The organism is Actinobacillus delphinicola (genome assembly GCF_900638385.1).
Classification (GTDB): domain Bacteria; phylum Pseudomonadota; class Gammaproteobacteria; order Enterobacterales; family Pasteurellaceae; genus Actinobacillus_C; species Actinobacillus_C delphinicola.
In genome coordinates this window covers 532,655-546,597 of the sequence record NZ_LR134510.1, presented here as the reverse complement: position 1 = coordinate 546,597, position 13,943 = coordinate 532,655, and the positions used below count along the sequence as shown (strand labels likewise).

At 36.6% G+C, this 13,943-nt stretch carries 14 protein-coding genes; 10 read left to right on the top strand and 4 right to left on the bottom strand.

What is annotated here, in order from left to right; translation table 11 throughout:
• The first annotated feature begins 157 nt into the window (after nt 1-157).
• From rsfS to rarD, 10 genes are all read left to right on the top strand, one after another.
• Nucleotides 158-472, top strand: coding sequence for a ribosome silencing factor (gene rsfS / locus EL259_RS02480; RefSeq protein ID WP_126598699.1), 315 nt, complete (start codon nt 158-160; stop codon nt 470-472).
• Nucleotides 472-939 carry a 23S rRNA (pseudouridine(1915)-N(3))-methyltransferase RlmH gene (gene rlmH / locus EL259_RS02475; RefSeq protein ID WP_126598697.1) on the top strand — a complete coding sequence of 156 codons (468 nt, stop codon included), beginning with the start codon at nt 472-474 and terminating at the stop codon, nt 937-939. Before rsfS ends, rlmH begins: the two co-directional genes overlap by 1 nt.
• A 27-nt stretch (nt 940-966) precedes the next feature.
• Nucleotides 967-2,949, top strand: coding sequence for a penicillin-binding protein 2 (gene mrdA / locus EL259_RS02470; protein ID WP_126598695.1), 1,983 nt, complete (start codon nt 967-969; stop codon nt 2,947-2,949).
• Between the two features lie 2 nt (nt 2,950-2,951).
• A complete protein-coding gene (gene rodA / locus EL259_RS02465) occupies nt 2,952-4,067 on the top strand; it encodes a rod shape-determining protein RodA (protein ID WP_126598693.1) in 1,116 nt (371 codons plus the stop codon).
• A gap of 39 nt (nt 4,068-4,106) precedes the next feature.
• Nucleotides 4,107-5,372, top strand: a complete 1,266-nt coding sequence (locus tag EL259_RS02460; protein WP_126598691.1) for a serine hydrolase — start codon at nt 4,107-4,109, stop codon at nt 5,370-5,372.
• Between the two features lie 90 nt (nt 5,373-5,462).
• Entirely contained in the window at nt 5,463-5,765 is a 303-nt protein-coding gene (gene ybeD, locus EL259_RS02455) for a DUF493 family protein YbeD (RefSeq protein WP_126598689.1), read from the top strand.
• Nucleotides 5,766-5,830: 65 nt separating this feature from the next.
• Entirely contained in the window at nt 5,831-6,487 is a 657-nt protein-coding gene (lipB, locus tag EL259_RS02450; RefSeq protein WP_126598687.1) for a lipoyl(octanoyl) transferase LipB, read from the top strand.
• Between the two features lie 19 nt (nt 6,488-6,506).
• Nucleotides 6,507-7,469: a lipoyl synthase gene (gene lipA / locus EL259_RS02445; RefSeq protein ID WP_126598685.1), complete on the top strand. Its 963-nt coding sequence runs from the start codon at nt 6,507-6,509 to the stop codon at nt 7,467-7,469.
• Nucleotides 7,470-7,798: 329 nt separating this feature from the next.
• The gene (gene eno, locus EL259_RS02440; protein WP_126598683.1) at nt 7,799-9,109 is read left to right on the top strand and encodes a phosphopyruvate hydratase; all 1,311 of its coding nucleotides are present in this window, start codon (nt 7,799-7,801) and stop codon (nt 9,107-9,109) included.
• Between the two features lie 109 nt (nt 9,110-9,218).
• Nucleotides 9,219-10,115 carry an EamA family transporter RarD gene (gene rarD, locus EL259_RS02435; RefSeq protein ID WP_126598681.1) on the top strand — a complete coding sequence of 299 codons (897 nt, stop codon included), beginning with the start codon at nt 9,219-9,221 and terminating at the stop codon, nt 10,113-10,115.
• A gap of 93 nt (nt 10,116-10,208) precedes the next feature.
• Here the strand turns inward: rarD and EL259_RS02430 are convergent, their stop codons facing one another.
• From EL259_RS02430 to suhB, 4 genes are all read right to left on the bottom strand, one after another.
• Nucleotides 10,209-11,084: a MurR/RpiR family transcriptional regulator gene (locus EL259_RS02430; protein WP_126598679.1), complete on the bottom strand. Its 876-nt coding sequence runs from the start codon at nt 11,082-11,084 to the stop codon at nt 10,209-10,211.
• Nucleotides 11,085-11,090: 6 nt separating this feature from the next.
• Entirely contained in the window at nt 11,091-11,579 is a 489-nt protein-coding gene (locus tag EL259_RS02425; RefSeq protein WP_126598677.1) for a YhcH/YjgK/YiaL family protein, read from the bottom strand.
• 305 nt (nt 11,580-11,884) lie between these two features.
• Nucleotides 11,885-12,598, bottom strand: coding sequence for a beta/alpha barrel domain-containing protein (locus EL259_RS02420; protein ID WP_126598675.1), 714 nt, complete (start codon nt 12,596-12,598; stop codon nt 11,885-11,887).
• Nucleotides 12,599-12,779: 181 nt separating this feature from the next.
• The gene (gene suhB / locus EL259_RS02415; RefSeq protein ID WP_126598673.1) at nt 12,780-13,601 is read right to left on the bottom strand and encodes an inositol-1-monophosphatase; all 822 of its coding nucleotides are present in this window, start codon (nt 13,599-13,601) and stop codon (nt 12,780-12,782) included.
• Between the last annotated feature and the right edge of the window lie 342 nt (nt 13,602-13,943).

The window sequence follows — 13,943 nt, the reverse complement described above, 5'->3', positions numbered from 1 at the left end:
TTTTCAAGGGATTTTGAAAAAAAATATAAAACTTTTTTTTTATAAAAAAGAAACAAAATTTGCTTTTAAAAATACAGCAACATAGCGTTGTAAGTTCTTTATTGAAGGGAAATATGTTAAAATTCCTACCTTAATTGAGTAAATATTAGGAAAATTAATGAACTTAACGGATTTTTTGATTTCAAAGTTGGAAGATTTGAAAGCAACGGATATTGTTGCTATTGATGTTAGAGGACGATCCTCCATTACCGATACTATGATTATCGGTACTGGAACGTCTGTACGTCATGTTTCTGCTATGGCACAACGCCTCATGGATGAATGTAAAACTGCGGGAATAGAAGCATTTGGTCAAGAAGGACAAAATACGGCGGAATGGGTTGTAGTAGATTTTGGACAAGCGATCGTCCATATTTTGCAATCAGAAAGTAGAGTAATGTATCAATTAGAACAGTTATGGACGGCAAAATAATGAAAATTCAGCTTATTGCCGTTGGAACGAAAATGCCAGATTGGGTTGTGACTGCTTTTAAAGAATATCAACGTCGATTCCCGAAAGATATGCCATTTGAGCTAGTAGAAATTCCTGCTGGAAAACGTGGCAAGAATGCGGATATAAAACGTATTCTTGAGCAAGAAGGAAAGGCAATGTTAGCAGCTTGTGGACGTAATCGTATTGTTACACTAGATATTCCAGGAAAACCATGGGATACGCCTAAACTCGCAGAGCAATTAGAAATGTGGAAAAATGATGGGCGTGATGTATGTTTACTCATTGGTGGTCCAGAAGGTTTATCGCCCGAATGTAAACAGGCTGCAGAACAAAGTTGGTCACTTTCACCATTAACGATGCCACATCCATTAGTTCGAGTGGTGGTGGTTGAAGCCATGTACCGTGCTTGGTCTTTGAGCACAAATCACCCATATCATCGAGAATAAGATAAATTATAATAAAAATAAATAGTTATGAACATTAAAGAGTGGCTAAAAAACCCTAAGCATGAGCCAATTCGTGATACAAAAGCGGAACGTGATTTATTTACACGGCGTGTAGTTGTATCTGTCTGTGTCTTATTCTTGATGTGCATTGTTTTGTTCTTGAATTTGTATCATTTACAAATTCAGGATCATACTATTTATCAAACTCGGTCTAATGATAATAGAATTAAGCTATTGCCACTCCCCCCAGCTCGCGGGTTGATTTATGATCGCTATGGACGTAAATTGGCAGAGAATATTACCTTTTTTGGGCTTTATATCGTGCCTGAAAAGGTCAAAAATCTTAATGAAACTTTTGCCGCTCTTAAACCACTTGTTGGTTTAACCGATGAAGATATCGATAATTTCAACAAAGCACGTCGTCGTGCTTCTCGCTATACTCCAATTCTTTTAAAACCTGCACTAACTGAAGAACAAATCGCACGTTTTGCAGTAAATCAATATAAATTCCCAAGCGTTGCGGTCCAGCCTTACTTTAAACGCCACTACATCTACGGTGAGCCTTTAACTCATATTTTAGGTTACGTAGGTAAAATTAATGAACGTGATGTAGAACGACTCAAAGCGGATGGTGAGCTCAGTAATTATGAAGGTACGCATGATATTGGAAAACAAGGTATTGAGCGTTACTACGAAAAAGAATTACATGGACAAGTTGGCTTTGAAGAAGTTGAAGTCAACTCACGAGGTAAGGTTGTTCGTAAATTAGAAGAACAACCTGCTGTTGCAGGAAAAAGTATCCATTTAACGATTGATCTTGATTTGCAGGAATACATCATGAATCTGCTAGGGGATGAACGTGCTGCCGTTGTTGTGCTTGATCCGAAAGATGGCAGTGTTTTAGCGATGGTTTCTACACCAAGTTATGATAATAATTTGTTTGTAGGCGGGATTTCTAGTAAAGATTACAATGCGTTACTGTATAACCCAAATCGCCCGCTTTATAACCGTGCCACTCAAGGTGCTTATCCGCCTGCATCCACGGTAAAACCTTTCATTGCTGTAGCGGGATTAACAGAAAAAGTAATTGATCCGAATAAAGAAATTTTTGATCCAGGTTATTGGTATTTACCAAACACCCAAAAACGTTACCGAGATTGGAAAATGGGTGGGCATGGCAAAACGAATTTATTAAAAGCAATCACTGAATCTTCTGATACTTATTTCTACCAAGTTGCTTACCATATGGGAATTGATCGACTTTCTGAATGGATGAAGAAATTTGGATTTGGTGAGAAAACAGGAATTGATTTAAAAGAAGAAACGCCAGGGGTTATGCCAAGCCGTGAATGGAAAAAAGCCCGATTTAAGCGTAGTTGGTTACAAGGGGATACCATTCCTGTTGGGATCGGTCAAGGTTATTGGAGTGCAACGCCATTGCAAGTAGCAAAAGCACTCACTATTTTGGTTGATAATGGTAAGGTGCATACGCCGCATTTGATGAAGAGTATTGATGGTGCGACTGTTCAATATTATAAAGATCCGCATTTATATCCTGATATTACAGAACCTAAATTAGAGTATTGGCAAGATGCAAAAGAAGGTATGTATTCTGTGATTAATAGTAAACATGGTACTGCACGTCGAGCCTTTTTAGGCACTGATTATAAGGCGGCAGGAAAATCAGGAACGGCACAGGTCTTTAGTTTAAAAGAAAACCAAGTGTACCATGCAAAAGATTTGAAAAATAACCTACATGATCATGCGTGGTTTATTGCTTTTGCACCTTATAAAAATCCAAAACTTGTTGTCGCAGCCATTTTAGAAAATGCAGGTGGCGGAAGTAGTCACGCAGCTCCGATTGTACGCAAAATTATGGATTATTATTTGGATGTCCGCTTACCACAAATTGCAGAAATGCAAAAAAAGAAAGATGACGCCACAAAAATCGAAAAAAATTCTGCACAAACAGTAAAAACGAGTAGTTCCATCACTGAGGAGAAACATTAATCGTGGACGAAAAAAGTAAATGGTTAAAATGTTGGAAAAAATTACATATTGATGGTTGGTTATTACTGGGATTAATCATGATAACTGCCTTTGGCATGGTCATTTTATACAGTGCATGTGGTGGAAGTATCGTGATGTTTGAAAAACGTATTGTTCAGGTCACACTTGGCTTTATTGTCATGTTTGTGGTTGCTCAATTCTCCCCACAATTTTATCAGTATATTGCACCATATCTTTATATCATTGGTTTAGTACTTTTGGTATTGGTAGATCTTGTTGGCACCTCCAGTAAAGGTGCACAACGTTGGCTGGATCTGGGATTATTCCGATTTCAACCTTCCGAAATTGTGAAAATAGCGGTTCCTTTAATGGTTGCAACTTATTTAGGGCGAAAACCTTCGCCTCTTAATCTTAAAGTGACATTGATCGCACTTGTTATGATCATCGTTCCAACTTTACTCGTGGCAGTTCAGCCAGATTTAGGGACGGCGATTCTTGTGGGGGCATCGGGTATTTTTGTTGTGTTCTTGGCAGGCATGAGTTGGTGGGTGATTAGCGCAGCTTGTGTTGCCGTTGCAGCATTTTTACCAATTATGTGGTTTTATTTAATGCACGATTATCAAAGAATGCGTGTGATGACATTATTAAATCCTGAAAAAGATCCTCTCGGGGCAGGGTATCACATTTTACAATCTAAAATCGCAATTGGATCAGGTGGTTTATGGGGAAAAGGTTGGATGCATGGTACGCAATCACAATTAGAATTTTTACCAGAACCTCATACTGATTTTATTTTTGCCGTATTAGGAGAAGAATGGGGATTGATTGGATTTTGTTTTTTAATGTTACTTTACATCTATATTGTCGTACGTTGTCTTCGTATAGGTGTACAATCCGAAAAATCTTTTGGACGTATTTTAAGTGGTGCGTTAGGATTAATCTTCTTTATTTATGTTTTCGTTAATATCGGTATGGTAAGCGGTATTTTACCAGTTGTAGGGGTGCCATTACCATTAGTCAGTTATGGCGGAACATCTTTTGTAACCTTGATGGCAGGTTTTGGTTTGGTAATGTCTGTCCAAACACATAAGAGCCATTTTTTTAAAGGGAATCAATGAGTTCTCTATTAAATTTTTTATTTTAAGTAAGGTGAATTTATGTTTAAACATTGGATAAAAACGACAACAGCCACTGCGTTATGTGGGTTATGTGCATTTCCTGCTATCGCTGCTCAAGATAATTCAGTTGCAGCACCTTCCGCACTTGCACCTGTTACAGCACCCGCACCCGCTACTACGACTCCAACAACTGATGCCGTAGAATTTGGGATTGCACCGCCACAACTTGATTCTCGTAGTTATATTTTAATGGACTACAATTCAGGTGCGATTTTAGCAGAAAAAAATTCTAATCAACGTGAAGCACCTGCTTCTTTAACTAAGATGATGACAAGCTACGTCATTGGTCAAGCTTTAAAACAAGGTAAAATTCATAACGATGATATTGTTACGGTTCCTGCTGATGCATGGGGCGGTAATAAAGCATTACATGGTTCTTCTTTAATGTTTTTACGCATTGGACAGAAAGTTCCAGTTTCTGAATTAAACCGCGGTATTATCGTAGATTCAGGTAACGATGCTTGTATCACTATGGCTGAATATGTATCAGGCTCTCAAAATACCTTCGTACAAAGTATGAACCGTTACGTTCAACAAATGGGATTAAAAAACACCCATTTTATGACCGTACACGGGCTAGATCATGAAAATCAATATTCTTCATCTCATGATATGGCAATCATTGCAAAACATCTTATCAAAGATCTTCCGCAAGAATATAAACTCTATTCGATTAAGAAATTAACCTTTAATAATATTACCCAATCAAACCGTAACGGTCTGTTATGGGATACTTCAATGCACGTTGATGGCTTAAAAACAGGTCACACCGATGAAGCTGGTTATAACCTCGTTGCATCTGCTGTGGGCGACAATAATATGCGTCTAATCTCTGTGGTCATGGGTACGCCAAGTAAACAAGCACGTGAACAAGAAAGTAAACAACTTTTACGTTGGGGATTCGCAAACTTTGAAACTTTACGTGCCTTAATCCCAGGTAAACCAATTCTAGAAGAACCTGTTTACTACGGTGATACTGATAAAGTCGCATTAGGGACTTTAGAAAATACTTACTTAACATTACCGAAAGGTCGTCGTCCAGATATTAAAATTCGTTATGAATTAGCCCAAAATCCACTGAAAGCACCATTAATGAAAGGTCAAGTGGTAGGTAAAGTGATTTATCAACTAGACGGTCGTGATATCGCAAGCATCAATTTACAAGTTTTACAAGATGTGAAAGAAGGTGGCGTATTTAGTCGTCTTTGGGATTGGATTGTACTTAATGTAAAATCTCTTTTTTAATTCTCTCTTGAATTTTAGAAATTAAGCTACATTTAAATAGGGCGGAAGGTGACTTCTGCCCATTTAATATATTTAAGACAAGGATAAATTATGGCGGATAAAAATATCACCATCAAAGATGGTCAAATTGAAGAAAAAAAATTAAAAGATTTACTTGAATTTCCATGCAATTTCACATTCAAAGTAGTGGGAACTACTCGTGCCGATTTAGCGAATGATGTTGTTAAAGTTATGGAGCAACATGCGAAGGTTATCGATACACCAAAAGTTCAACCAAGTTCTAAAGGTAATTATGAATCAGTGTCGCTCACGATGCGTGCTGAAAATATTGAACAAGTTGAAACCCTTTATAAAGAGCTTGCCAAAATTGATGGCGTAAGAATAGTTCTTTAATAAAATTTTTGAGGAACAGATTAATGAAAATTGATCTGTTCCTTTTCTTTATCTGAGAAATATATATGCACAATCAACCTTTAATTATTCGCCAACTTGGTATTCAACCATACGAAGAAATATGGCATAAAATGCAGGCTTTCACCGATGAACGAGATGTAAATACAACCGATGAAATTTGGCTCGTTCAACATCCTGCTGTATATACGCAAGGGACAGCGGGCAAACCCGAACATTTAATTCATCAAACGAATATTCCTGTTGTCCATTCAGATCGTGGTGGTCAAATTACTTATCATGGGCTTGGTCAGCAAGTCATGTATGTGTTGATTGACATTAAGCGTCTTAAGGCACTAGGTGAAGATATTAGTGTACGCCGACTCGTCACTGCTTTAGAACAAAGCGTGATCAATACATTAAAAAGCTATGGTATTGAAAGTTATGCGAAACCAGATGCGCCAGGAGTTTATATAGAGGGCAAAAAAATCTGTTCTCTAGGATTGCGTATTCGTAAAGGTTGTTCTTTTCATGGGTTAGCGTTTAATATCCAAATGGATTTAACCCCATTTCAACACATTAATCCTTGTGGCTATGCAGGGTTGCAAATGTGCCAATTAGCCGATTTTATTGATAAAGATGAGGCTTCTTGCGAAAAAGTTTCCCCTAAATTATTAGAATACTTTTTGTCTGATCTGGGTTACAATGCGGTAACATTTGCATAACAATCTAAGGGAAAGCAGAATGACAAGTCCGTTTAAAATGGAACGAGGTGTTAAATATCGCGATGCGGCAAAAACCTCAATTATCAAAGTAAAAAATATCGATCCAGAGCAAGAAGTTTTAAAAAAGCCTTCCTGGATGAAAATTAAAATTTCAGCCCATTCTGATAAAGTTCAAGCTATCAAAAATGGGATGCGTCGTCATAGTTTACACTCAGTATGTGAAGAGGCTTCTTGCCCAAATCTTAACGAATGTTTTAATCACGGCACTGCCACATTTATGATTCTTGGGGCGATCTGTACTCGTCGTTGTCCATTCTGTGATGTTGCTCATGGTAAACCACTGCCACCAGATGTGGATGAACCACGTAAATTAGCGGAAACGATTTCTGATATGAAATTGAAGTATGTTGTTATTACATCGGTAGATCGTGATGACTTACCCGATCGTGGTGCAGGACATTTTGCTGATTGTATCCGTGAAATTCGTCAATTAAATCCAGGAATAAAAATTGAAATTCTTGTTCCTGATTTCCGTGGACGCATTGAGCAAGCCTTAGATAAATTAAAAGATAATCCACCTGACGTATTTAACCATAACTTGGAAAATATTCCTCGTTTGTATAAAGATATCCGTCCAGGTGCAAATTATGAATGGTCATTAAAATTGCTACGTGAATTTAAAGCAATGTTTCCTAACATTCCAACCAAATCAGGGCTTATGGTTGGGCTTGGAGAAACGAATGAAGAAATTCTTCAAGTTATGCAAGATTTACGAGCAAATGGTGTAACGATGTTAACATTAGGTCAATATTTGCAACCGAGTCGTCACCATCTTCCAGTTGCACGTTACGTGCCACCTGAAGAATTTGACATGATGCGTGAAAAAGCGGAAGCAATGGGCTTTGAGCATGCAGCATGTGGTCCTTTCGTTCGTTCATCTTACCATGCTGATCTTCAAGCGAGTGGTGGATTAGTTCGCTAATAAAATGATATATGATAAAAATACCTCATATCTTTATGAGGTATTTTTTTATTTATGCTAAATAGCTCCTCCTTTTCATTTTATATTTTCATTTTTCTATAAAACACGCCCCAAAAATCTGCAAAAATTATGAATTATTTCTGTTTTATTAACATAAATTTTACATATGACGTATAGTGTAAATAATTATTCTCTTTTTATTAACAATACAACATAAAACACCACTTCTTTTGGAGTTTTTCAAGACAAAGGATATAAAAGGGGATAAAATACTTACCGTTGTTTATACAGATTTTCAAATCAACTTATTTTTATAAGAGGAAAACACAATGGCAAAATGTGAAATTATCAAAGTGATTGGTCGTGAAATCCTTGATTCACGTGGTAATCCAACTGTAGAAGCTGAAGTTCATTTAGAAGGTGGTTTTGTTGGTATGGCAGCTGCTCCATCAGGTGCATCTACAGGTTCTCGTGAAGCATTAGAATTACGTGATGGCGACAAATCTCGTTTCGGTGGTAAAGGTGTATTAACAGCAGTACACGCAATCAACACTGAAATTGCACAAGCCCTAGCAGGAAAGGACGCATCTAACCAAAAAGAAATCGATCAAATTATGATTGATTTAGATGGTACAGAAAATAAATCTAAATTTGGTGCAAATGCTATCTTAGCGGTTTCTATCGCAGCAGCTAAAGCAGCTGCAGCTGCAAAAGGTATGCCTCTTTATGCTTGGATTGCAGAACTTAATGGTACTCCTGGTGTTTACTCTATGCCGTTACCAATGATGAACATCTTAAATGGTGGCGAACATGCAGATAATAACGTTGATATTCAAGAATTTATGATTCAACCAGTAGGTGCAAAAACTGAACGTGAAGCAATTCGCATGGGTTCTGAAGTATTCCATAGCTTAGCGAAAGTTTTAAAATCTCGTGGTTTGAGCGTTTCTGTTGGTGATGAAGGTGGTTTCGCACCTAACCTTAAATCAAACGAAGAAGCGTTACAATGCATCAAAGAAGCAGTAGAAGCAGCAGGTTATAACTTCGGTAAAGATATTACTTTAGCGATGGACTGTGCAGCATCTGAATTCTATGATAAGAAAAACGGTCGCTATGACTTAAAAGGTGAAGGTAAAACTTTTGATGCTCAACAATTCACTCACTATCTTGAAAAATTAACAGAAGAATATCCAATTACTTCTATCGAAGATGGTCTTGATGAATCTGATTGGGAAGGCTTTGCATACCAAACTAAAGAATTGGGTAACAAAATCCAACTTGTTGGTGATGACCTATTCGTAACAAATACCAAAATTATCAAACGTGGTATCGAGAATGGTATTGTGAATGCGGTTTTAATTAAATTAAACCAAATTGGTACTTTAACTGAAACTTTAGAAGCTATTCAAATGGCGAAAAAAGCAGGTTACAGTACAGTAATTTCTCACCGTTCAGGTGAAACTGAAGATGCAACTATCGCAGATTTAGCAGTAGGTACTTCTGCTGGTCAAATCAAAACTGGTTCTATGAGCCGCTCAGATCGTATGGCAAAATATAACCAATTGATTCGTATTGAAGAAGTATTAGGTAACAAAGCGCCATTCTTAGGTCTTGCTGCAGTAACACATTATAAAAAATAAGTAGTTACTTAATTTATTACATAAAAATCCCTTGAAAGTGTTTTACTTTTGAGGGATTTTTTTATAATGGTAGTTGAGATAAAGTTAAGTAATTTTTAGGACAGGTATTATGTTAAAAGGTGTGGCTTGTTCCTTATCAGCCTCCATGTTATTCGGGTATATTTATTATTTTTCAACTATGTTAGTACCACTAACAGGTGAGGATATTTTTGCATTCCGAATCATTTTTACGCTCCCATTTATTTGGGCAGCTGTATTTCTATTCCGTCAGCGCTTCTTTTTAAAAAGACACTTTCGCCGTATTAAAAAACATCCCTGGTTGATGCTTGTATTTTTAACTACAGCTTCTATTACAGGATTTGAAATGTGGCTATTTTTATGGGCACCGAATAATAATGAAGCACTAAATGTGTCCGTAGGATATCTAATATTACCGTTGATGCTTGTTTTAATGGGACGCATTTTCTTTAAAGAGAAAATTACTCGCTTAAAACTTGTTGCTATTTTATTAGCTGCTTTGGGAGTTGCCACAGATATTTTTGCGAAAGGTGGTGGCTCTTGGACAAGTGCTGCAGTATGTGGCTATGCGGTTTATTTCTTGCTTAGAAAACGCTTTAATATCATGGATCTTGCAAGTCTAGCCATAGAATTTACTTTGCTATTGCCTGTGTGTATCTATTTTGGATGGCATACCGATATTGCCGCTGCACAGCAAGTTAATCCACATATCATGTGGCGTTTAGTTTTATTGGGATTATTAAGCGGGACTGCATTTATTTTTTACATTTTAGCCAGTAATCTTTTACCAATGAATATGCTTGGTTTACTGAGTTATATGGAACCTACGTTACTATTGATTAGTTCAATTTTTATCGGAGAAAAGATTTCCTCAGATAGTTATCCACTATTTGCAGGATTACTTGCATCAATTTTCTTTGTCATCTTAGATGGGGTGTGGGAACATTGGTATAGAGCTAAGCAACAGGCAAATCTACCACTGAAATAACTCAAATAAAGACGCCATAATTTTAATAAAAGTTATGGCGTTTTATTTTGAGTGCTTGGTAAAAATAAGTGCTGATTAGCAGAGAATCAAAAACTATTTATGGCGTTGTTGTAAGATAACGTCCAATGTTTTTTGTTTTGTCTTCTTAGTATTTTCTTCTTCGCCTTGAACAAGTGCAGCGTAGATTAAATCTAATACAAATAATTGTGCAATTTTAGTGCCGATAGAGTCACCTTGAAGTGCTTCTTGGCGATTACCGTTTGTCAACACATAGTCAGCAACTGAAGTTAAAGGGGTACGCATGTTATGAGTAATAGCAACAGTTGTCGCATTATTACTCTTTGCAATACGCAATGTTTCAATAATTTCTGGAGAATATCCAGAATGACTAATACCAATTACTACATCAGTAGGACGGGCAAGTGAGGCTTGCATGTACATAAAATGGTTGTTGGCACTTGCATCTACTTGAATACCGATACGCATGAATTTATTTTTTGCATCAATAGCGGTGATACCTGATGATCCCATGCCGAAAAGAAATAAACGATCCGCACGGCGAATAGCTTCGACAACCAATGCAAGTTGATTATAGTCAATCAGGTTCATGGTTTCAGCAACCACTTTTTGTAAGCTATTTGCTAATTTTTGACCAATTGTTTCTAGACTATCTTCCAATTGAATATGACTATCCAGCAAATCTGATTGCGGTTTACTTTTCGTAGCCAGTTCAATAGATAAGGCTAATTTAAAATCACTGAAACCTTTAAAACCAAGTGTACGGCAGAAACGAATAAAGGTTGCTTCACCAACATTTAAGCGTTTAGCAATATCAGCCAAAGAACTGTCGCTAAATAACATAGGAGAGGCGAGCAGCATATTGGCAATAATTTTTTCCGTTTTTGTCATACTATCGTACAGCGCACCAATAGTATCGAGAATTTTTACGCTATTTACATTTTGTATCATTGCATTTTACTCTTCATTTTTGTTGAGCAAGTTCATGGGTACTTTGACAACTAATTTTTTCAATTCTTTTTGCATAGAATCTGAAGAATACGCACAACAAGGTTTGTGAATTTCATATGGAAAGAAAATCACAAACATTTTAGGTCGTAGTTTTACCACGTTTTTATTTGGAACTTGCGGAATAAGTTGATAATCAAATTCACTGTTATAAGGGTCACATAGCTCCATAGCTGGCATATCGACACTATATTCAATCCATTCTTCGCCAGAGATAAGTAATTGAATATCTATATTATTGTGATGAAATTCTGCTTTTTTACTTTCTGGGGCAACAAGGTGAGTTTCATCCACATTAATTACAATCTCTTCAGTCAAATAGTGTTTACCTGGTTCGAGCGTAGCGAGATCAATTGTTTTTAGATAATCACAAATTTTTGCAAGAATGGGGGAAAGACCGTTTGCGTAGTCTGTACGCATTAAATCGCCAATAATCATTAGAACTCCTTAGGAAAAATGTTGTAGCGAATAAATCATCCTATTGAGCACGACAGAGATTAAATAAACGATGAAATGCGTCTATTTTAATATTCCATTTGGAGCGGCTCTGCGTCTAGTATAATTTTTTAAATATTGAATGCAAGAATCGTTGTATAAGATGTATTCAGTAAATAGATAATAAGATACTTTATTTTATAATGTTCCTGCCCTCATGAATATTTTCCTTTGCATAGATGATTAATTTTTATCATGAGAGCAGTTAAGTTGGTTAATAAATATAAAACTTATTAACAATAAGGGGATTACAGATCAATTTTCATTGTCGTAAATGTTTGTGCATTATCCGCAGTAATTACAATAGCATACGCCCCAATTCCCAACAGAGATTTTATTTCATCAAGATTTGAAGAATAGCTTTGTACAATAGGATGAATTCCTGATTTCTCTAGTGTTGTAATGATCTGTTTGGAAACACTTTTGTCAGATTCAGCACAAATTTCGATAAGATCGAATCCAAGTTTTTGGCAATTTAGAGCATCTTCAACAGAATAACATTCCGCCATTGCAAGACATTGCAATTCATGTGCTTTATTCAGTAAATCTTTAATTGCAATCGGATGAGGGCGGACGGTGCCGTCAATTGCAATGATATCTGCACCTGCTCTGGCGAGATCTTCAACGTCAACAAGAAAAGGTGTGGTTGTTACGGCTGTGTTCTCTAAATGTCGATTTACTGACGCAATAATAGGCGCTTTTATTGTTTTACGAATAGCTTCAAGTATTTTTAGTTCATTAACACGAATCCCTGTCGCGCCAGCATTTATGCAAGTTTGTGCCATGGTTGTAATTTGATTCGATGTTGTCGTAGAGCCATTTAAGGCTGTAAGGCTTTCAAATGGTGCGAGGGAGGCAACGGCTTCTTCTGTTTTAGCTAAATTTAGAGTTGGTGTATTGAAATCAACAATAAGTCCATGTTTAAGAAGATCTAGAATTTCTGTATGAGATAAATTAGACATTATGTAATCTCCATTTGAGTAAAAAAGACACGGTAGTTAGCTTACTCAAATAAAGTGAAAAGGCAACTAAAGATTAAAAATCGAGTTAAAAATTTATTGAATATTTTAGGCAGGAAATCGCATCATACGCCCCAATTTTCGTAAAAATTTTTATGAAAATCGGGGCGTGATTTACAAAAAATTAAAGAGCAGTTTTTGTCAGCGCTCTAAAGTTTTGTGGTAAGCAAGGCTGGATATGGTTAAGCATTGCTTTCATTAAACGTGGGGCAGTTGCCACGATGTGACCTTGTGCTAAATAGTTTGGTGTACCATTAAAATCACATACCAATGCACCTGCTTCGCGTGCGATAAGATCACCTGCTGCGATATCCCATGGTTTGATGTCTGCTTCAAAATATCCATCTACACGATTTGCAGCAACATAGCAAAGGTCAAGGGCAGCAGAACCAGTACGGCGGAAATCAGCACATTCTTCCGCAAGGCTTGCCATCATTGCAAATTGTGTTGGCATAAGGCTTGGACGTTTGAATGGGAAACCAGTTGCTAAGATAGTACCTTTTAATTCACGTAAGTTTTCAACACGTAAACGAAGTTCATTCATTTTTGCACCTTTACCACGTTGTGCAGTAAAGAGTTCATTGGTTACTGGATTATAAACAACCGCTGCTTCAGTACGATTTTTTACACGAATAGCGATAGATACGGCGAAGTGAGGAAAGCCTTTGATGAAGTTTGTTGTTCCATCAAGTGGATCAATAATCCATTGAACTTCGTCATCTTTACCTGCAAGTAAACCACTTTCTTCTGTAATGATAGTGTGGTCAGGATAAGCGGTACGGATAACATCTACGATTGCTTTTTCTGATGCTTTATCGAAGTTGGTTACATAATCGTTAGAACCTTTTGATGAAGATTCAATTTCATCACGGCGTTCAAAGCCTTGCATAAGGATATTACCTGCTCTGCGCGCAGCACGCACAGCGATATTTAACATTGGATTCATTTTTCCACCTGATTTTAAAGAACAAAATTTTCCTGATTATAAAGGCTTTAGTGTAAATCTACAAGAGGAAAGCCCGCTGATAGATAGACACATGCATCTAATATAGTTTTACTGATCATCGTATAAAAGAAAACACGAGAAATATCAGGATAATAGATTGATTATTTATTGTAAAAAGTGCTGGCTATTTTAGCAATGAAATTAAAATAACTTATTCATTATATTAAATAAAATGAGGAAATAATATTAGTATTATCTTGTAAGATAATACTGAAATTTTATTCTTAGTTATAATATTTATTTAAATGACTCCCCTTAGAATTAAATAACTTTTACAATTTC

What these genes read in the sequence shown, in the direction of transcription:
- rsfS (WP_126598699.1), top strand. Translation starts at nt 158, where the DNA reads ATGAACTTAACGGATTTTTTGATTTCAAAGTTGGAAGATTTGAAAGCA.
- rlmH (WP_126598697.1), top strand. Translation starts at nt 472, where the DNA reads ATGAAAATTCAGCTTATTGCCGTTGGAACGAAAATGCCAGATTGGGTT.
- mrdA (WP_126598695.1), top strand. Translation starts at nt 967, where the DNA reads ATGAACATTAAAGAGTGGCTAAAAAACCCTAAGCATGAGCCAATTCGT.
- EL259_RS02460 (WP_126598691.1), top strand. Translation starts at nt 4,107, where the DNA reads ATGTTTAAACATTGGATAAAAACGACAACAGCCACTGCGTTATGTGGG.
- ybeD (WP_126598689.1), top strand. Translation starts at nt 5,463, where the DNA reads ATGGCGGATAAAAATATCACCATCAAAGATGGTCAAATTGAAGAAAAA.
- lipB (WP_126598687.1), top strand. Translation starts at nt 5,831, where the DNA reads ATGCACAATCAACCTTTAATTATTCGCCAACTTGGTATTCAACCATAC.
- lipA (WP_126598685.1), top strand. Translation starts at nt 6,507, where the DNA reads ATGACAAGTCCGTTTAAAATGGAACGAGGTGTTAAATATCGCGATGCG.
- eno (WP_126598683.1), top strand. Translation starts at nt 7,799, where the DNA reads ATGGCAAAATGTGAAATTATCAAAGTGATTGGTCGTGAAATCCTTGAT.
- rarD (WP_126598681.1), top strand. Translation starts at nt 9,219, where the DNA reads ATGTTAAAAGGTGTGGCTTGTTCCTTATCAGCCTCCATGTTATTCGGG.
- EL259_RS02430 (WP_126598679.1), bottom strand. Translation starts at nt 11,084, where the DNA reads ATGATACAAAATGTAAATAGCGTAAAAATTCTCGATACTATTGGTGCG.
- EL259_RS02425 (WP_126598677.1), bottom strand. Translation starts at nt 11,579, where the DNA reads ATGATTATTGGCGATTTAATGCGTACAGACTACGCAAACGGTCTTTCC.
- EL259_RS02420 (WP_126598675.1), bottom strand. Translation starts at nt 12,598, where the DNA reads ATGTCTAATTTATCTCATACAGAAATTCTAGATCTTCTTAAACATGGA.
- suhB (WP_126598673.1), bottom strand. Translation starts at nt 13,601, where the DNA reads ATGAATCCAATGTTAAATATCGCTGTGCGTGCTGCGCGCAGAGCAGGT.